This window comes from Arthrobacter sp. P1_B9 (assembly GCF_056406495.1).
Genome location: NZ_JBFUAA010000008.1, coordinates 196,590 through 216,470 on the forward strand (window position 1 = coordinate 196,590; position 19,881 = coordinate 216,470).

At 68.9% G+C, this 19,881-nt stretch carries 14 protein-coding genes; 10 read left to right on the forward strand and 4 right to left on the reverse strand.

From position 1 onward, the window contains the following. Positions 1-47: 47 nt before the first annotated feature. Together AC1D1A_RS13310 and AC1D1A_RS13315 are read left to right on the forward strand one after the other, a co-directional pair. On the forward strand, positions 48-1,178 hold the full coding sequence (locus AC1D1A_RS13310) for an FAD-dependent oxidoreductase (protein WP_476947902.1): 1,131 nt from the start codon (positions 48-50) through the stop codon (positions 1,176-1,178). Positions 1,179-1,329: 151 nt separating this feature from the next. Next, positions 1,330-2,466, forward strand: coding sequence for a GmrSD restriction endonuclease domain-containing protein (locus AC1D1A_RS13315; protein ID WP_476947903.1), 1,137 nt, complete (start codon positions 1,330-1,332; stop codon positions 2,464-2,466). A gap of 30 nt (positions 2,467-2,496) precedes the next feature. Here AC1D1A_RS13315 and AC1D1A_RS13320 read toward each other — a convergent pair whose 3' ends face one another. Together AC1D1A_RS13320 and AC1D1A_RS13325 are read right to left on the reverse strand one after the other, a co-directional pair. Continuing rightward, positions 2,497-5,124: a trehalase-like domain-containing protein gene (locus AC1D1A_RS13320; protein WP_476873813.1), complete on the reverse strand. Its 2,628-nt coding sequence runs from the start codon at positions 5,122-5,124 to the stop codon at positions 2,497-2,499. A 189-nt stretch (positions 5,125-5,313) separates the two neighbouring features. Next, positions 5,314-6,645 carry a hypothetical protein gene (locus AC1D1A_RS13325; protein ID WP_476947904.1) on the reverse strand — a complete coding sequence of 444 codons (1,332 nt, stop codon included), beginning with the start codon at positions 6,643-6,645 and terminating at the stop codon, positions 5,314-5,316. 239 nt (positions 6,646-6,884) lie between these two features. Here AC1D1A_RS13325 and AC1D1A_RS13330 point away from each other — a divergent pair, with 239 nt between their 5' ends. The 8 genes from AC1D1A_RS13330 (at position 6,885) to galK (ending at position 17,778) form a co-directional block, all read left to right on the forward strand. Beyond that, the gene (locus tag AC1D1A_RS13330) at positions 6,885-8,201 is read left to right on the forward strand and encodes an ABC transporter substrate-binding protein (RefSeq protein ID WP_476947905.1); all 1,317 of its coding nucleotides are present in this window, start codon (positions 6,885-6,887) and stop codon (positions 8,199-8,201) included. Positions 8,202-8,256: 55 nt separating this feature from the next. Then, a complete protein-coding gene (locus tag AC1D1A_RS13335) occupies positions 8,257-9,102 on the forward strand; it encodes a carbohydrate ABC transporter permease (protein WP_476947906.1) in 846 nt (281 codons plus the stop codon). Next, entirely contained in the window at positions 9,099-10,067 is a 969-nt protein-coding gene (locus AC1D1A_RS13340; RefSeq protein ID WP_243180492.1) for a carbohydrate ABC transporter permease, read from the forward strand. Before AC1D1A_RS13335 ends, AC1D1A_RS13340 begins: the two co-directional genes overlap by 4 nt. Positions 10,068-10,069: 2 nt before the next feature. Then, positions 10,070-12,190, forward strand: coding sequence for a beta-galactosidase (locus tag AC1D1A_RS13345; RefSeq protein WP_476947907.1), 2,121 nt, complete (start codon positions 10,070-10,072; stop codon positions 12,188-12,190). A 9-nt stretch (positions 12,191-12,199) separates the two neighbouring features. Then, positions 12,200-13,018, forward strand: coding sequence for a DeoR/GlpR family DNA-binding transcription regulator (locus AC1D1A_RS13350; protein ID WP_079550600.1), 819 nt, complete (start codon positions 12,200-12,202; stop codon positions 13,016-13,018). Between the two features lie 104 nt (positions 13,019-13,122). Then, positions 13,123-15,360, forward strand: a complete 2,238-nt coding sequence (locus AC1D1A_RS13355) for an alpha-galactosidase (protein WP_476860384.1) — start codon at positions 13,123-13,125, stop codon at positions 15,358-15,360. Position 15,361: 1 nt separating this feature from the next. After that, positions 15,362-16,543 carry a galactose-1-phosphate uridylyltransferase gene (gene galT, locus AC1D1A_RS13360; RefSeq protein ID WP_476850788.1) on the forward strand — a complete coding sequence of 394 codons (1,182 nt, stop codon included), beginning with the start codon at positions 15,362-15,364 and terminating at the stop codon, positions 16,541-16,543. Next, positions 16,540-17,778, forward strand: a complete 1,239-nt coding sequence (gene galK / locus AC1D1A_RS13365; protein WP_476947908.1) for a galactokinase — start codon at positions 16,540-16,542, stop codon at positions 17,776-17,778. Before galT ends, galK begins: the two co-directional genes overlap by 4 nt. Before the next feature lie 19 nt (positions 17,779-17,797). Here the strand turns inward: galK and AC1D1A_RS13370 are convergent, their stop codons facing one another. Beyond that, positions 17,798-18,787, reverse strand: a complete 990-nt coding sequence (locus AC1D1A_RS13370) for an LLM class flavin-dependent oxidoreductase (protein WP_028278201.1) — start codon at positions 18,785-18,787, stop codon at positions 17,798-17,800. Positions 18,788-18,920: 133 nt separating this feature from the next. Continuing rightward, on the reverse strand, positions 18,921-19,721 hold the full coding sequence (locus tag AC1D1A_RS13375) for a glycoside hydrolase family 25 domain-containing protein (RefSeq protein ID WP_476860375.1): 801 nt from the start codon (positions 19,719-19,721) through the stop codon (positions 18,921-18,923). Positions 19,722-19,881 lie beyond the last annotated feature (160 nt).

The following is a 19,881-nucleotide window of genomic DNA, read 5'->3' on the forward strand; positions in this document are numbered from 1 at the left end:
CGGCTGAACGGGATCGGCGGACCGGCACCAAACCCGGAGGAGGACCCTTGAAAACAACCCTGGACACTGTGGTCATCGGCGGCGGCGCGATGGGCTCGGCCGCCGCGTGGGCGCTGGCCCGGCGCGGCCGGGAGGTGACCCTGCTGGAGCAGTTCGGTCCCGGCCACCGCAACGGCGCCTCCCACGGCACAACCCGGAACTTCAACCCCGGCTACGCGGATCCGGACTACGTCGCCATGCTGGCAGAGGCGGCCAGGCTGTGGCGCGAGCTCGAAGCGGACGCCGGCGAGCGGCTGCTGGCGCGCACCGGCGTCGTAAACCACGGCCCCGATCCGCGGTTGCCCGAGATCCGGAACGCGCTGCTTGCCGCGGGGCTCCGGGCGGAGTTCCTCTCCGCCGGGGAAGCTTCCGAGCGCTGGCGGGGCATCCGTTTCGATACGCGAGTGCTGCACATGGCGGATGGCGGCCAGTTGAACCCGGACGCCGCACTGCCGGCGCTGCAGCGGCTCGCCGCCGGGCTCGGCGCCGGGATCCGCCATCATGTGAAGGTCCTCGAGTTGAATGTCCTCGACGACGGCGTCCGGCTCACGCTCGAGGCCGGCGGCCGCACCGAGGTGCTCACCGCAAGGCAGGCAGTGGTCACCGCCGGCGGCTGGACCACGAAACTGCTCGCCGGGGTCGCGCCCCTGCCCCGGCTGACGGTCACGCAGGAACAACCCGCACACTTCGCCATCACCGATGAGGGCGCCCAGTGGCCGGGGTTCAACCACATGCCCGGCCACGGGGACGCGTACGCGTACTGGCGTTCGCCGGTCTACGGCATGCAAACACCGGGCGAGGGGATCAAGGCCGGATGGCACGGGGTGGGCCCGGTGGTGGACCCGGACCGGCGGAGCTTCGCGCCGGAGCCCGAGCAGCTGGCGGCCCTGCAGCGCTACGCCCGGGACTGGCTGCCCGGGGTCGACGCCGACTCCCTCACCGACATCAGCTGCACCTACACGACCGCCGTTGATGAGAACTTTGTCCTGGACCGGATCGGGCCGGTTGTCATCGGCGCCGGCTTCTCCGGGCACGGCTTCAAGTTCACGCCGGTCGTGGGCAGGATCCTGGCCGACCTCGCGACCGGCGACGGCGGAGCGCCGGCTCTCTTCTCGGCCTCCCGCCCCGGGGTCCGCTGACTCCGTCGGAGAGCCAACGCGGGGTCACATAGCGCCCATGGTGGGGCCCGGCATGGGCGTGATGTGACCCCGCGTTGCTGTGTGGACCGGTAGGCTGGGGCCGGTCTTATGCGCCCGGATACCCGGCGCGCCAGCATGAGGTGGGGGAAAATTGCTCAGCACGCGATCAGGCAGCATCCAGTCCAGCGACAACCAGTCCAGCGGCGCCCAAGGCATGAGCGCCCGCAGCCCGAGGATCGGTGCGGTCGACTGGATCGCGCGTGGGGTGGCGGGCCTGTTGCTGGTGGCGACGTCAGCGTGCTCCGGCCCGGGTACTGTTCCCCCGGCCGCCGGCAACGGCGTCCTCCCCGTCGTCACGGCTACCCCCGCCACTGCGTCAGCCGGCACGGACAGCGCTCCGCTGGATCCGGACGCCACCCCCGGTGTCGAAGTTCCCGGTGCCGAAGTTCCCAGTGCCGAAGCTTCAGGCATCGAAGTTGCCGGCGCCGATGTTGCGGCCGCCGCGCCCCGGCAGCCGGCATTGGCGGGCAAGGCCCTCGCGGTACTGGCCACGCTGCCCGTCAAGGGCCGCGCCCCCAAGACGGGCTATTCCCGCGACCAGTTCGGGCCGGCCTGGTCCGACGTTGATCACAACGGCTGCGATACCCGCAACGACGTGCTCCGCCGCGACCTTACTTCTGTCGCGCTCCGGCCCGGGACGCGGGACTGCGTGGTGCTCTCCGGCGTCCTGGCCGACCCCTACACGGCCGTCGCCATCCACTTCCTGCGCGGCAATGCCACCAGCACCGCCGTCCAGATCGACCACGTCGTGGCCCTCAGCGACGCCTGGCAGAAGGGCGCGCAACAGCTCAGCCCGGCACGGCGGCTGGCCTTCGCCAACGATCCCCTGAACCTGCTGGCGGTGGACGGCCCGGCCAACCAGAGCAAGAGCGACGGCGACGCCGCCACCTGGCTGCCGCCGAACAAGTCCTACCGCTGCAACTACGTCGCCCGCCAGATTTCGGTGAAATCCAGCTATGGGCTCTGGGTGACCCAGGCCGAGCACGACGCCATGGCCCGGGTCCTGTCGAACTGCCCGAACGCCCTGGCCCCCGCCACCCAGCCGGCCGCCGCTCCGGCCCAAGCCGCGCCTGCGCCAGCACCCGCGCCAGCACCGGCACCGGCGGCCGGCGTGGCGTACGCGAACTGTGCCGCGGTCCGTGCGGCCGGCGCGGCGCCCATCCGCGTCGGCCAGCCGGGGTACAGCCGCAGGCTGGACCGGGACGGGGACGGCGTCGGCTGCGAATAGCGGCGGCCGGCCCGTCCCCGGGCCGGGTGGTCAGTTCTTCTGGTGCTCGTGCAGGAGCCGGGCGCAGCGGATGAAGCCCAGGTGCGAATACGCCTGGGGATGGTTGCCCAGGTGGGTTTCCGTGCCGGGGTCGTATTCCTCGGGCAGCAGCCCCGTGGGACCGAACAGGTTCACCAGCTGGTCAAAGAGGTCCCAGGCCTCCTCGATCCGGCCCACGGCGATGTAGGCCTCGATCAGCCAGGTGGTGCAGATGTGGAAGCCGCCCTCCAGGCCCGGCAGTCCGTCGTCGTACCTGTAGCGGAAAACGGTGGGCCCCACCCGCAGTTCCCGCTCCACCGCCGTGACGGTGGCCAGGAACCGGGGGTCGTTGACGTCCAGCAGGCCGGAGAGACCGATGTGCAGCACGGCTGCGTCCAGGTCCGGGCTGTCGTACGCCACGGTGTAGGAGGACGCCGACTCGTCCCAGCCCTCGCGCAGGACTTCCTCCCGGATCTTCGCCGCCGTGGGCTCCCAGGCCGGCAGCGGTTCCCGGCCATGCCGGACGGCCGTGCGCAGCGCCCGGTCGAGCGCCACCCAGCACATCACCTTCGTGTAGACATGGTGCCGCGGCGCCCGCCTGGCCTCCCAGATGCCATGGTCGGCCTCGTGCCAGCGGGCCAGCACGGCGGCGGCCATCTGGACCAGCAGGTCCCAGTGCTCGTCGGAGAGCATGCCCTGGCGGGCGCTGAGGGCGTGGATCAGCTCGGCGATCGGGCCGAACACGTCCAGCTGCACCTGGTGGTCGGCGGCGTTCCCGATCCGCACCGGGCGGGATCCCGCGTAGCCGGGCAGGCTCTCGATGATGGCCTCGGTGGACAGCGGCGCCCCGGTCACGGAGTAGAGCGGATGGAGCCACTCCGGACCCGGGGCGTGGGCCAGGATCCGGCCCAGCCACGCCAGGAATCCCTCGGCCTCGGCCGTGGAGCCCAGGTCCACGAGCGCGTTGACGGTCATGGACCCGTCCCGCAGCCAGCAGTACCGGTAGTCCCAGTTGCGGGTGCCGCCGATTCCCTCCGGCAGTGACGTGGTGGGCGCGGCCAGCACAGCGCCGGTGGGTTCATGGACCAGCGCCCGGAGCACCAGCGCGGACCGACGGACCAGCGACGGCTTCACGCCGGGCAGTTGCAGTTCGTTGACCCAGCGCCGGGAGTGATGGGCGACGGCGGCGCGGCGCCCGGTCTCATCATCCGGCATCGCGGGCTGAGGTTCCGTGTCGCCGCAGCGCAGGTTGAGGACCACCGGTCCGTCCCGCAGATCGACGTCGCCCGTGGCCGTGGCGTGCCGGCCGTCGGAGGTGATGGCAAAGGCCACGCCGGGAGCCCGGAGAATGATCGGATCCGCGGTTCCCACGACGTGCAGTTCAGTTCCTCGCGCCTCCATGCTGAACGGGGCATTCGCGTAGTCCGGCCGCGGGGCGAAGACGACCCGGGCCGTGCCGGTGCCGGACAGCACCCGGACCAGGCTGGTGATGCCGTCCGGGGCCGGCTCCAGGTAGTCCGTCACGGTGACGTCGGCCCAGCGGGTTTCGACGATCATGGTGCTGTCCACGTAGCGCTGGCCCAGGACCTGCGAGGCCTTCGCCGGTTCCACGGAGAAGTGCCCCGCCGCATCGCCGCCGAGCAGATGGGCAAACAGCGACCCGCTGTCCGGCAGCGGGTGGCTCATCCAGCAGATCTTCGCGTCCGGGGTGATCAGGGCGGTGGACGAGCCGTTGCCGATCATGGAGTGCCGCTCCAGCCCCACGGCATCCTCGCCGAACAGCCACGCCCGCCGCAGTTCGAACAGGATCGCCAGGACGCGGGCGAACGACTCCGGGTCCCGGAGCGTGTGGGCTGCCACGGTGGGCCCCTCCCCCACGCGCAGCGCCATGTCCGGCCCGCGCAGCGTCGCCATGGCCAGCTCATCGCTGGAGGCGTCGCCTGCGTAGAGGGCGGCACTCACGCCGAGCATGGAGCGCAGGTGCTCCAGCGCGGAGGCCTTGGACGGTTCCACCACGGAGAGATCCAGCACCGAGCCGTCCACGACGAAATGCAGCCCGTGCGCCCGGGCGATCTCCTCCGCCTTCGAGGTGGCCAGTGCGACGATGTCCGGGCCGGCCGGGCGGGTGTGCACCGATACGGCGACCGGCTTGCGCTCAATGCTGATGCCCCGGTAGGCGCCCACGGTTTCGGCGAGTGCCTGGCTGGCCTGCTGCAGCACTGATTCGGTGGCGAGGGACAGCCCGTGGGCGTAGCCCATGTCGAACTCCGCGCCGTGCGAGCCGACCAGGTGCACCTCCGCGGGGAGCCGTGAGACGGCGGCCAGATCCCGCAGCGACCGCCCGGAGATGACAGCCGCGTGCGTGTTCGGGAGGGCTGCCAGGGCCCTCAACGCGATCGCCGCGCTGCCCAGCGGCAGGGTCTCGGTGGAAATGCCTTCTGCCGCGCACAGCGTGCCGCCGTAGTTGCAGGCCACGAGCAGCCCAGGAGTGCGGGCCAGGATCTTGAGCTCAGCCAGCAGTTGCGGCGTGAGCCCGTCGTCGGCCGCGTTGGTCTGCACGAAAGCGCGGAGCAGGCCCAGCGGGAGGGATTTGGTGAGAAGCGCAGAGTCGGCCAGGGCCTGGTTGAGCGGTGTGGGCATCGGCGCGGTCCTTCGAGTAGTCCCCAATGCCTGCATGCGAATCGTCCCCGGGAGGACGCACTTCAAGTATGACCCCGGGACGATTTCGCACGGGTGTCCCGGCAGTTGCGACTGTGTAACATCCGCCGGGCCGCCCGGACACCCTGGCACCAGTGCTGGTTCCTTGCTGCGCCGCCGGGCCGTTGCGTTTCAGCAGCCGGCTGGCCTGTATTCGTAGGTCCCCGCATCGGCCGCGCCGCCGCCCTGGCAGTCGCCCTTCTGGTTGGCCGGCCGCCCGTCCAGATCCAGGGGGAAGGGGCTGACCCCGGCCCGGTCAATGGCCGGGCTCGCGCCGGAGAGGTGGAGATCGGCGGGTGCGCTGACAAAGTCGGCCGGCTCGGTAGTGGAGGTGGCATTGGGACTGATGTTCGTGGGCCCGTTGAGGACGTTTTCCCGCTCGGTCCAGCCGGCGCCGTCCATCCACAGCGCGTTGCGGGCGGCCACCAGGATGTTTCCCCTGACGACGGTGGAGGCCGGGCACGACGCGTGGCAGACCAGAGCCTGGGAGTCCGCGCCGTCCAGCCACACGGTGTTGTATTCGAACGTGGTGCCGTTGGTCGGGCCGAAGGAGGACGTCCTGCCGCGCGCGATCAGCCCCATGGCCTGGGAGCAGTTGGGGCCGCAGGTGGACCGGACCAGGTTGTAGCTGTACGTGTTGCCGTCGGCAGTTCCGCCCTTGCCGCGCCCCAGTTCGGAGAAGACGTTGTTATCCACGGCCACGTTGTGGTGGATCCTGTTCCGGTTGCCGTTGAAAATTTCGAACGCGCTGCCGTCGTGGCCAAAGTCGTAGGACAATGCGGTGGAGCCGGTGACGGTATTGCCGGCGAACTCGTTGTCGCTGCCGTTGATCAGGAAGCCAAAGGCGCCCGAGTCGTCATCGCACTTCAGGGCCGTGGCGGTGCCGCACAGCTCCCCCGGCGTATTGACGTTCATGATGTTGTTGTCGGCAAGAGTGTTGTTGGTATAGGTGCCGAAGTCGGAGCCCTCGCTCACTTTGATGCCCGCGGCATTGTTCCTGGCGGCGGAGTTCCGCACGGTGCCGTGGTCGCCGTAGATACTGAAGCCCGCATAGCCGCACGACTCCGCCCGCAGGCCGTCAACGGCGATGTAGTCACCGTCGAGCTTGACGCACGTTCCTGCCAGTCCGCCCGTAACAGCGGGCGGATCGCCGCTTCCATAGGCATTCAGCGTGACCTTGAGCCGGCTGGTGCCGCTCTGGCCGACAACAAGGCCGCCGGAGAAGATGTCTCCGCGGCGAAAGCTGACCGAGTCCCCGGGCCGAAGCGCAGTGGCATTGACCTTGTCGAGCGTCGCCCAGGCTGATTGCGGCGACGTCCCGTCGTTGGCGTCACTGCCGTCGGCGCTCACGTAATACGTGGCGCCCTCGGACGACGCCGGCGCGGACGCGGACGGGCCGCCGAGCAATCCTCCCAGGAACAGCAGGACGAGCAGCGTGGCGGCGGCTGTGGACTTGATCTTCATGGGTGCACCTGGGTTTTCGCCATGTATCCGCGGTTCCGGGCGCCACCGCCAACCGGCGGACCACATCGGCACCCTGAGGGGCTTAACGCTAAGAGCGGTCCCGCCCTAAGTCAACGGACGAGTCCGGCCATGCGCATCAAAATGTTCTTTTTTGCTACTTGACGTTCCTTATTGTGCGATTATGATAGCTAATGATGTGAGCTGCTTCACTCCACCCGCGTTATTTCAAAGGAGAAATTATGACCATGCATGAAGACGCACTGCTCCGGGCCTCCAGCCGAGGCGGGTGGGACCGGAGGACGCTGCTGAAGACCTTCGGCGCCGGAGCGGTCGCGATGGCCGGCATTCCCCTGCTCTCGGCCTGCACGGGCGGCAGCGCACCTGCCAGCGGCGGCGCCAAGACGGCCACGTTCGGTTCCGGGTCCTCCGACGAGGTCCCCAAGGCTGCCTACAAGGCGGTGACCGACGCTTTCCAGAAGAAGTCCGGCATCGCGGTCACCACCAACGTGGTGGCGCACAACGACTTCCAGAACAAGATCAACACCTACCTCCAGGGCAGCCCCGACGATTCTTTCACCTGGTTCGCCGGGTACCGCATGCAGTACTACGCCGGCAAGGGGCTGCTCGCCCCGATCGATGACGTCTGGGAAAAGGTCGGCGGAAACTACTCCGATGCCCTGAAAAAGGCCTCGACCGGAGCCGACGGCAAGATGTATCTGATCCCGAACTACAACTACCCCTGGGGCTTCTTCTACCGCAAGAGCCTCTGGACGGAAAAGGGGTACACCGTCCCCACGACGTTCGATGAGCTGAAGACCCTCGCCACCAAGATGAAGGCCGACGGCCTGATCCCGATTGAATTCGCGGACAAGGACGGCTGGCCCGCCATGGGCACGTTCGACTACCTGAACATGCGCCTGAACGGCTACCAGTTCCACATGGACCTCACCGCGCACCGGGAAAGCTGGGACCAGAAGAAGGTCAGCGACGTCTTCGACACCTGGAAGGCCCTGCTCCCGTTCCAGAACCCGAACGCCCTGGGCATGACCTGGCAGGACTCGGCGAAGTCCCTCGCGGACAAGAAATCCGGCATGTACCTGCTCGGCTCCTTCCTCACCCAGCAGTTCACGGACAAGGCAATCGCCGACGACATCGACTTCTTCCCGTTCCCCGAGGTCGCGGTGGAAGGCCGGGACGCCATCGAGGCACCCATCGACGGCCTGCTGCTCTCCAAGAAGGGCGGCCAGAACCAGGCCGCCCGGGACTTCCTGGCCTACGTCGGCACCCCGGAAGGACAGGATGTGTACGCCTCGGTCGACTCGTCCAACATCGCCACCGCCAAGGGCGCCGATACCTCCAAGTTCACTCCGCTGAACAAGAAGCTGGCCGAGGCCATCAGCGGCGCCAAGAACATCAGCCAGTTCTTCGACCGCGATGCCCTGCCCGCCATGGCCAACAACGTGATGATCCCGGCGCTCCAGTCGTTCATCAAGGACGGCAACGTCGATGTGAAGAACCTGGAAGCCCAGGCCAAGTCCCTGTACGCCGCCCAGTAGCGCCGTGGGGGGGGGGCCGGGGGGCGGGGGCCGCGACAAAGTGGTGCTCGGCTTGATGGTGGGCATCCCCACGCTGATCCAGCTCGTACTGGTCTGGATCCCCACCCTCATGTCGGTCGGACTGTCCTTCACCCGCTGGAACGGGCTGGAGCTGACCGACATCAAGCCCGCCGGCGTCGAGAACTACCAGTTCATCGCCCAGGATTACCCGCCGTTTTGGCCGGCCATGCAGCACAACGTGCTGTGGCTGGCGTTCCTGGCACTCGTCGCCACCCCGCTGGGGCTGCTCCTGGCCGTGCTCCTGGACCAGAACATCCGCGGCACGCGGATCTACCAGAGCATCTTCTTCGCCCCGGTGATGCTCTCCCTGGCCCTGATCGGGATCATCTGGCAGCTGTTCTACAACCGGGACAGCGGCCTCCTGAACTTCCTGCTTGGCACCGCCGGCACGCCCCAGGCCGTCGACTGGTTCGGGGATTCCAGCGTCAACATCTGGGCAGCCCTCTTCGCCGCCACCTGGCGGCACGCCGGCTACGTCATGATCCTGTACCTGGCCGGGCTCAAGGGCGTGGATCCGACCCTGCGCGAGGCGGCCCAGATCGACGGTGCCAACGCGGTCCAGACCTTCTTCCAGGTGGTCTTCCCGGCCATGCGCCCGGTGAACGTCATCATCATCGTCATCACCGTCATCGAATCCCTCCGGGCGTTCGACATCGTCTACGTGATCAACCGCGGCACCAACGGGCTGGAACTGATCAGCGCCCTGGTCATCCAGAACCTGGTGGGCGAAGGGCAGGTGATCGGCATCGGCTCGGCGTTGGCCGTCATCCTGCTCGTCATCTCGCTGATCCCCATCACGTTTTACCTCTCCCGCGCATTCGGAAAGGACAAAGAGGCATGAGCATCGCCCATCCAACCGATGCCGCCGCGGCCGGCAGCCCGGCAGACGCCCGGCAGCGCAGCTCCGGCCCAGGCAGGACCGGCCCCCGCCCCGGCAGGCCGGCCAACAACAAGCAGGGCAAGAAGCACTACGGCACCCACGTCTTCCTCATCGTCATGGCGGCGATCTGGCTCGTACCCCTGGCCTGGGCCATTTTCACTGCCCTGCGGCCCAAAGCCGACACCGACAAATACGGCTACTTCAGCACCGGCGGCGCCTTCAACTTCGACAACTTCGCCCAGGCCTGGACACAGGGCGGCTTTTCCCAGCTGTTCTGGAACTCCGTGCTCATCACGGTCCCCTCGGTGTTCCTGATCCTCTTCTTCGCCTCCATGATGGCGTTCGCCGTGAGCCGGGTGAGCTGGAAGTTCAACATCACCCTGCTGATCATGTTCACCGCCGGAAACCTGCTGCCGCCGCAGGTGCTCGCGGCGCCGCTCTTTGAAATGTTCAAGCACTTCGAGCTTCCCTACGCCGTCAGCGATTCCGGGAACCTGCTCAACACCTACATCAGCGTGATCGCCGTGGACACCGCCTTCCAGATCGGCTTCGTGACGTTCGTCCTCTCGAACTACATGAAGGCCCTGTCCCCCGAGCTGACCGAGGCGGCCCTGGTTGACGGTGCCGGCGTCTGGCGCCAGTACTGGGACATCATCCTGCCGCTGTGCCGCCCGGCCCTGGCCGCCATGGGCACGCTCGAGGTGATCTTCATTTACAACGACTTCTTCTGGCCCCTGCTCTTCATCCAAAGCGGAGACCGGCTCCCGGTCACCACCGCGATCAACAACCTCCAGGGCCAGTTCCTCTCCAACTACAACCTGATCGCCGCCGGCGCCATGATCACGGCCGTTCCGGCCCTGATCATCTACCTGCTCCTGCAGCGCCACTTCGTGGCGGGCCTGACCCTCGGCTCCAGCAAAGGATAAACGTGGACAACAGCTCCAACCACAACAACGCCATGGACTACATCACCGCCCGCCTCGGCTCCGAAGGCTCCCCGATGCTGGCATTCGGCGGAGACTACAACCCGGAGCAGTGGCCCGAGGAGACCTGGGACGAGGACGTCCGGCTGATGCGCGAGGCCGGCGTCAACCTGGTCAGCGTGGGCATCTTCAGCTGGTCCCTGCTTGAGCCGTCCGAGGGCGTCTACGAGTTCGGCTGGCTGGACCGGGTCCTGGACCTGCTGCACGCCAACGGCATCCGGGTGGACCTGGCGAACGCCACGGCGTCGCCGCCGCCCTGGTTCAGCCACAAGTACCCCGACTCCCTGCCCGTGACAGCCGACGGCGTGCGGCACAGCTACGGTTCCCGGCAGGCCTTCGCGGCGTCGAGTGCCGAATACCGCCGGGCCGCCGCGGCCCTGACCGAGCAGATCGCCACCCGGTACAAGGACCACCCCGCCATCGTGATGTGGCATGTCCACAACGAGTACGGCTGCCACAACCAGCCTGATTTCTCGGACGGTGCCGCCGCGGGTTTCCGGCGCTGGCTCGAACGCCGGTACGGCAGCCTGGAGGCCCTCAATGCCGCGTGGGGCACCGCCTTCTGGTCCCAGCGCTACTCGGCCTGGGAGCAGATCCTGCCGCCGCGCACCTCCGGTACATGGGTGAACCCGACCCAGCAACTGGACTTCGCCCGCTACTCCTCCGATGAGCTGCTCGAATGCTACAAGGCCGAGGCCGCGATCATCCGCACGCACTCGGGACATCCCGTGACCACCAACTTCATGGGGTTCAACATGGGCCTGCACCAGCCCGTGGACTACTGGCGCTGGTCCGAGGAGATGGATGTGGTCTCCAACGACCACTACCTGATTGCCGAGGATCCGCGGAACTTCCAGGAACTGGCGGCAACCGCAGACCTCACCCGCGGCTGGGCCAAGGGCAAGCCGTGGCTGCTCATGGAGCATTCGACCTCTGCCGTGAACTGGCAGCCGCGCAACATCGCCAAAGCGCCGGGCGAGATGCTGCGCAACTCCCTGCAGCATGTTGCCCGCGGCGCCGACGGTGCGCTCTTCTTCCAGTGGCGGGCCTCGCGGGCCGGCGCCGAAAAGTTCCATTCCGGGCTGCTGCCGCACGCCGGCACGGACACGAAGGTTTGGCGCGAAGTGGTCCAGCTCGGCCAGGCGCTGCGCAGCCTGGCCGAAGTCAGCGGCTCGGTGGTTACGGGCGCGTCCGGCCGGGTGGACGTCGCGATCCTCCACGACACTGACGCCCGCTGGGCCTCGGAACTGGACTCGCACCCGAGCGTGGACGCCTCCAACATCGCCGAAACCCGGCGCTGGCACGATGCCTTCTACCGCGCCGGCATCCCCACCGACTTCCGCCAGGGCACCGATGACCTATCCGGCTACCGGCTCGTCGTCGCGCCGATGCAGTACCTCGTGAGCGATGCCGGGGCCGCGAATCTGGACGCGTACGTGCGCTCCGGCGGCCACCTCGTGGTGACCTATTTCTCCGGTATCGTGGACGAAAATGACCACATCAGGCTTGGCAGCTACCCCGGCGCGTTCAGCGGACTGCTGGGCGTGAAGATGGAAGAGTTTTTCCCGCTGCGCGGCGGCGAAAGCATCCGGCTCAGCAGCTTCGGGGCGGGTAGCTGCTGGAACGAATTGGGGCATGCCACCACCGCCGAGGTCCTCGCGGCCGTGGAAGAGGGACCGGCCGCCGGTTCTCCCGCCGTGACCCGTAACCGTGCCGGAAGCGGCCGCTCCTACTATGTCGCCACGTCACTCGCGCCGGAGGGCCTGGGCGAACTGCTCGCCGTCGTCTGCGCCGATGCCAAGGTGCAGCCGCTCGTCCCGGACCTGCCGGCCGACGTCGAAGTGGTCCGGCGCAGCAAGGACGGGACCGACTGGACGTTCTGCATCAACCACGGCGCCCACGACGTCCGGCTGCCGCTGGAAGGCGTGGACCTGCTCACCGGCGCCGAACTCGACGGCGGGCTCGGCCTCGCGGCCGGCGGTGCCGCCGTCGTCCGTTCGGCTGCCGCCCGATTGGTCGGCACCTCCGCCAGCCACTCAAACCAGTCAAGCCACTCAACCCTGTAAGGACTCCACATGCTAGCCGCAGCCCGCCATTCCGCCATCCTCGCGGAGGTCCAGCGTGAGCGGATCGTCCGTGTCGCGGACCTCGCCAAGATGCTCGGCGTCTCGCTGATGACCGTGCGGCGGGACATCGAGGCCCTCGACGCGGCGGGCGCCGTGGAGAAGATCCACGGCGGGGCCAAGTTGCCCGGCGGCGCCGGCACCCACGAGCCAGGCTTCGAGCTGAAGGTGACCCAGCTCAAGGACGAGAAGATGGCGATTGCGCAGGAGGCGGCCGCGCAGGTGCGCGAGGGCATGGCGGTGGGGCTCAGCGCCGGCACCACCACGTGGGCGCTGGCCCAGCTGCTGTCCGCCGGCCCGCGGATCACGGTGGTCACCAACTCGGTGCGGATCGCGGACGTCTTCCACCAGAGCGCCTCCCCGTCCACCGTGATCCTGACCGGCGGCGAGCGCACACCCTCGGACGCCCTTGTCGGCCCGCTGGCCACATCCTCGCTCAAACAGCTGCACCTGGACGTATTGTTCCTCGGCGTCCACGGTGTCGACGCCGACGCCGGGTTCACCACCCCCAACGTGCTCGAGGCCGAAACCGACCGGGCCTTCGTCACCGCGGCCCGGCGGGTGGTGGTGCTGGCGGACCACACCAAGTGGGGCACCCTCGGCATCAGCACGATCGCCGGCCTGGAGGACGCTGACGAACTCATCAGCGATGACCTTCTGGGCAGCGAGGCCCGGCGCATCCTCGGCGAGCGCGTCGGCCGGCTCCGCCTGGCCCATACCGGCGACGCCCGGAGCATCAGCGCAGCCAGCCCCGCAGCAGCCACAGGCTGACCGCTCGGCCCCCGCCCACCCAAACCACTACGCCTGGAGCTGCCGTGAACAACCCGGACCTCACCCTTGCCGCCGAGACCCTCTCCCCCGTGGGCGTCCCTCCGGTGGAGCCGTTGTACCTGCGCCGCTCCGGAACATCCCTGCTGATCGACTTCAGCACGGGCGAGGCCGCCATGCTGCACTTCGGCGCCGACCTCGGCCCGGCCCTGCCGGATCTTTCGCTGTTGGGCCAGGCCGTGCCGCACTCGGCCCTCGACGTCCCGGTGACGCTGGGACTGATCCCGCAGGCGTCCTCCGGCTGGCGCGGGCGCCCCGGCCTCCGCGGCCACCGGAACGGCCAGGCGTTCTCGGCCCGTCTGCGTGTTGTCAGTGTTGAACGTTCCAGTGCTGAGCTGTCCAGCGGCGAGCGGTCCCGCGGGGCGGACTGCTCGGCTGTCATCACCCAGGCCGACCCCGAGGCCGGTGTCAGCGTCCGCACGGAGATCAGGATCAACGACGGCGGCCTGCTCCAGCTCCGGCACCGGCTCGACAACGACGGCGCCGGCCCGTACAGCCTCGACGAACTCGCCGCCGTGCTGCCCGTGGGCCGCGCCGCCACAGAAATCCTGGACCTGACCGGCCGCTGGTGCCGGGAGTCCCACCCCCAGCGCCTGCCGCTGCGCCAAGGCACATGGGTCCGCTCGGGCCGGCACGGCCGGACCGGCCACGACGCCTCGCTCCTGCTCGCGGCCGGCACCCCCGGATTCGGGAACCGCCACGGGCAGGTCTGGGCCGTGCATCTGGGCTGGAGCGGCAACCACGAGAGCTTCGTTGACGCCGCCGCGGACGGCCGGACCGTCCTGGGCGCCTCGGAACTGCTCGGCGCCGGCGAGATCAGCGTGGAAGCGAACGCCAGCTACGAGACCCCGTGGCTGTACGCTGCCTACTCCGCCGCGGGCCTGGACGGCATCAGCGATGCCTTCTACAGCTGGTTCCGCGGGCGCCCGCACCACCCCGGCGTGCGGTCCGGCAAAGCCCGTCCCGTGGTGCTCAACGTCTGGGAAGCGGTCTACTTCGACCACCGCCTCGAGCCGCTGCTCGAACTCGCCGAAGCGGCCGCCGGGCTCGGCGTGGAACGCTTCGTCCTTGACGACGGCTGGTTCCGCGGCCGCCGCGACGATCACGCCGGCCTCGGCGACTGGTACGTCGACGAGGACCTGTGGCCCGAGGGCCTGACGCCGCTGATCGACGCCGTTACCGGCCACGGCATGGAATTCGGGCTCTGGGTCGAACCCGAAATGGTCAACGAAGACTCGGACCTGGCCCGCGCCCACCCGGACTGGATCGCCGGCCCGGCCGGCCGGCTGACTGGCCGGCTGCCCATGCAATGGCGGCACCAGCAGGTCCTTGACCTGGTCAATCCGGCGGCCTGGCAATACATCTTCGACAGGCTCGATGCCCTGTTGAGCGAATACCGGATCAGTTACCTCAAATGGGACCAGAACCGGGACCTGGCCGAGATGGGCCACGCCGGCCGGCCGTCCGTGCACGCCCAGACTCAGGCCGTCTACCGGCTCCTGGACGAGCTCCGCAAGGCCCACCCCGGCGTCGAGATTGAAAGCTGCTCCTCCGGCGGGGCCCGCGTGGATCTCGGCATCCTGGAGCGCACCGACCGGATCTGGGCCTCGGACTGCAACGATGCCCTGGAACGTCAGACCATCCAGCGCTGGACCGGCGTGGTGGTGCCGCCGGAGCTCGTCGGATCGCACATTGGCCCCACCACGAGCCACACCACGGCGCGAACGCACGATCTCTCGTTCCGGGCGATCACCGCGATGTTCGGCCACTTCGGCCTCGAATGGGATGTCCGGCGCCTCGACGATGCCGAACGGACCGAGCTTGCCCGAGCCATCGCACTGTTCAAGCAGTACCGGCCGCTCCTGCACAGCGGGCGCATGGTGCGGGCCGACGAGCCCGATCCGGCCCTCCGGCTGCACGGGGTCGTGTCCCACGACGGCGGCGAGGCCCTCTACGCCCTGGTCTCGGTGGCGACGTCGTTCGCCGAAGTCCCGGGGAAGGTCTGCCTGCCCGGGCTGCTCCCGGACACCGCGTACCGGGTGGAAGCGGTCTACCCGGCGGCCGGGGACCGGCGGGCGTTCCTGCAGGCGGCGCCACCGGCGTGGCTTGCGGGCGGCGTCGAGGCCTCGGGACGCTTCCTGGCCGAATCCGGGCTCCCAATGCCGGTCCTGAACCCGGAACACGGGCTGCTCCTGGCAGTCCGCCGCGCCACCGCCGCCGCTCCGGCCGCCTATCCAGCCGCCTATCCAGCCGCAACCAGCGCACACCCCGTGAGGAACCCCTAGCATGGGCCAGATTACGAAACGCTCCCACAAGCTCTCCGACGGCCGGGACATCATCTACTTCGATGATGCCGATACCGCCCTGCCCCCGCACCGGGGCGAGGATCTCCGCGCGCCGGCGGTCCGGCCGCCCACGGCCACCATGCGCCAGGACGCCCTGACCGGGGAGTGGATCTCGATCGCGGCCGCCCGGCAGAACCGGGTGGTCCTGCCGCCCTCGCACCTGGACCCGCTGGCCCCGGCGTCGCCGGAGAATCCCTCGGAGATTCCGAGCCTCTACGACGTCGCCGTCTTCGAAAACAAGTCCCCCTCCTTCGGGCCGGACCTGGCGGGGGCCGCCGCGCCGGAAGGCCTGGATGACCTCGCCCGGGTGGGGCTGGGGCGCAGCCGGCAGTCCGTGGGCCGGTGCGAAGTGGTGTGCTTCTCCCCGGAACACACCGGCTCCCTGGCGGGCCTGCCCCTGTCCCGGATGCGCACGGTCGTGGAAGCCTGGGCGGACCGGACGGCCGCGCTGTCCGCGCTGCCCGGCGTCGAACAGGTCTTTCCGTTCGAGAACCGCGGCGAAGCGATCGGCGTGACGCTGCACCACCCGCACGGACAGATCTACGCCTACCCGTACATCACGCCGCGCACGGCCCAGCTGGTCCGCACGATCGAAAGTTACGGCGGCGCGCTGTTCGAGGACATCCTCAGCTTCGAGCAGAAATCCGAGCGGGTGCTGCTCCAGGGCGAGCACTGGACGGCGTTTGTCCCGTTTGCCGCGCGCTGGCCGCTGGAAGTGCATATCCTCCCGCACCGGCACGTCCCGGACCTCGCCGCCACGACCGACGAGGAACGCGATGAGTTCTCCCTGCTGTACCGCCAGCTCCTGCGTGGCGTCGATGCCCTCTACGACAGCCCCACGCCGTACATTTCGGCGTGGCACCAGGCTCCCGTCCACGCCCACCGGGACGACATCCGGCTCATGCTGCAACTGACCTCGCCCCGCCGGGAGGAGGACAAGCTCAAGTACCTGGCAGGGTCGGAAGCCGCGATGGGGGCATTCATCGCGGACATCCCGCCGGAAACGGCCGCCGCCCGGCTCCGGGACGCCATGGAGGCAGCATCGCCGCCACCGCGTACACCAGGGCTCGAGCCATTCCGCACAGAACTCCCAGCAACAGAACAGGAAGCAGCCCAGCCATGAACGAGGTCCTTGAACGGGAAAGTGGGTACTTTTCCAGCGAGTTTGGGGGCGCGCCGGACGGCTTGTGGTCGGCGCCCGGGCGGGTCAACCTGATCGGTGAGCACACGGATTACAACGAGGGCTTCGCGTTTCCGATCGCGATCGACAAGCGCACCACGGTGGCGGCCCGCGTCCGCGCAGACCGTCTGCTCCGGGTCACCAGCAGCTCTTTCCCCGGCGTCATAGAGGTAAGCCTCGACCGCCTGGACCCGGATAGCCTCACCGGCTGGGCCGCGTACCCCCTCGGCGTGGCCTGGGCGATGTCCCGGGCGGCAGCAGCCGGCGCCGGTTCCGACGTCGCGTCCGGTTCAGCAGCCGGTTCCGGCGTCGCGTCCGGTTCAGCAGCCGGTTCCGGCGTCCCGTCCCGGATGTCCGGCCTGGACCTGGCGCTGACCTCGGATGTCCCGGCCGGCGCCGGGCTGTCCTCCTCCGCCGCAATCGAATGCGCGGTGGCCCTGGCCCTGAACGATCTCTGGGACTTGGGGCTGGGCAGGCCTGAACTGGCACGGATCGGCCAGCTGGCCGAGAACCGGGTGGTCGGCGCGCCCACCGGCATCATGGACCAGTCGGCCTCGCTCCTTGGCGAGCCCGATCATGGCATCCTGCTCGATTGCCAGAACGTCTCGACCGAGCCGGTTGCCCTCGGCTTCGCCGGTGCCGGGGTGGGGCTGCTCGTGATCGACACCCGCACCAGCCATTCCCATGCCGACGGCGGCTACGCCAGCCGCCGCCGTTCCTGCGAGGACGGCGCCCGCCGCCTGGGCGTCGGCAGCCTGCGGGCGCTGGGCCCGGACGATCTTCCCCGCGCCGCGGCACAGCTCGACGGACAGACCTACCGCCGGGTCCGGCACATCATCACGGAAAACCAGCGGGTGCTCGACACCGTGACGGCACTGCGGACCTCCGGCCCCGCCGCGATCGGGCCGTTCCTCAACGAATCGCACGAGTCCATGCGCGACGACTTCGAGATCTCCACCCCTGAGCTCGACCTCGCCGTGGCCAGCGCGCAGGGATTGGACGCCATCGGCGCGCGCATGACCGGCGGCGGTTTCGGTGGCGCAGCCATTGCTCTGGTCCGCAACGACGGCGCCGCAACGGTGGCCGCGGGCGTTGCCCGCGACTTCGCCCGAGCCGGATACGCGGCCCCGCACATCTTCCCCGTCACCGCGTCCGAGGGCGCCCGCCGGGAACTGTAGCCCGGAAGGCCCCAGGTCGTTATGCCCGCACGAGGCGGGCGGCGTCGGCCAGAAGTTCCACAGAACGGAGCCGGGGTTCGGTCCCGGTGCTCTGGTGCGCCACGATCAGTTCGTCGGCGTCGGCGTGCGCCGTGAACTCCTCGAGGTACGCCAGGACGGCCTCGGGGGTGCCCACCGCGGAGTACTTCATCATCTGCGCCATCTGCTGGCCCTGGGGCGAGTCCAGGATCATATCCGCCTCGTCGTCGCTGAACACACGGCCATTGCCGAAGAACAAGGAAACCCTGGCCCGCTTGGTGGCCTGGAACATCGCCTGCGCCTCAGCGGCGGAATCGGCGGCAATGACATTGACTCCGGCGATCACGTGCGGGGCCTCGAGCTGCGCGGAGGGCCGGAATTCGCGGCGGTAGACCGCCACCGCATCCTGCAGCGCGTTGGGCGCGAAGTGCGAGGCGAACGCATAGGGCAGGCCCAGCTGGGCGGCCAGCCTGGCGCCGAACAGGGAGGACCCCAGGATGTACAGCGGCACGTTGGTGCCCTTGCCCGGGGTGGCCTCCACGCCCTGGATGCGGGTGGGGCCGCTCAGGTAGCCCTGGAGCTCCAGGACGTCCTGCGGGAAGCTGTCTGCCGACATCGGATCGCGGCGCAGGGCGCGCATGGTGTTCTGGTCGCTGCCCGGCGCCCGGCCCAGGCCGAGGTCGATCCTGCCCGGGTGCAGGGTCTCAAGCGTGCCGAACTGTTCGGCGATGGTCAGCGGCGAGTGGTTGGGCAGCATCACGCCGCCGGCGCCGAGCCGGATGCTGGAGGTGTGGGCCGCGACGTGGGCGATCAGCACACTCGTGGCGGACGAGGCGATCGCGGACATGTTGTGGTGCTCGGCGTACCAGATCCGCCGGTAACCCCGGTCCTCGGCGAGCTGCGCCATGGCCACGCTGCCGGCGAAGCTTTCGGCCGCCGTCTGGCCCGGGCCGATGGTTGCGAGATCAAGAATGGAAAGCGGAACAGTCACGGAAAAGCCGGCCTTTCGTAGCGGAGCAGTGTGCGGGCCGGAGTTGGGACTGCGGTCCTGGGTGGCACCGGGTTTCCGGCGCGGGCACACTGGGGTCAACGACGGCGGCCCCCGGGATATTTCTGCAGGCGGCTCAGGGGCACGAGTAGTTGTAGTCAAGGCCCCCGGAGATGTACTGCGTCATCGAGACGCGGCTGTTCGGGGTGAGTCCGGGGCGGGCGCAGTTCGCCTTGGCCCCGGCCGCCGATCCCGCTCCAGCGAGCCAGCTCGGCAGACCTGCCAGCGGGCTGGCGAACTTCACGGTTCCGGCGATCTCCCCCCACTGGTAGGCGGTGGAGTAGAGGCCCACGCGGGCGCCGATCTTCTTGAAGTAGGCGGCCATGCCTTCCAGGACGGCGACGTTGGCGGCTTTGTCTGTCTGCCAGGTGTTTTCCGTTTCCACATCCAGCCACCAGAGGTAGGACTGCGGGTTGCTGACCCCGCGGCGCTTGGCGTCGTCGGACGCCTTGGCCCACCCATACATATAGGAGCAGGCTTTGAGCGACCCCAAGGCGCAGTTGCCGTAGGGGTTTGTGACCTTCACCCCGTTGTAGGTGTTCAACGTGGGCCACCAGGACCCCTGCCGGGCGGGGTTGGCCGTGTTGACGTACAGCGCCACCCTCGGCTGCGCCGTCGCTGCCGGGGACTTTGCGGTCTTGGCCCAGGCCAGCTGGCTTGCCAGGCACGGGTTCGTGTTGTTGGCCAGGCCATGATTGACGCCGACGATCGCGAAGGCCGGCTGCTTTGGGAGGGTCTTCCCGCATTGCGGCCAGGACACATCGATTCCGGGTCCCGAGGTACTGGCCGCAGCGGCCGAAGCGGGGCTTCCGCCCAGCAGGACAAGGCCGAGGGTCACGGCAAAGGCCAGCACGATGCGCGGGAACGAGTTGGGCATGCCACAGTCTAAGGCAAAATCGCAGAAACGCTAATCGGTGGCGTAATTCCGTCACGGCGCAGGTTTTGCCGCCGGAATGCCCGGAACGCACGCCTGCAGGCGCCCCCCGCATCGCCGGGCGGGGACGCCCCCTTAGGGAGCCTTGGAATAGTCAGCAGAC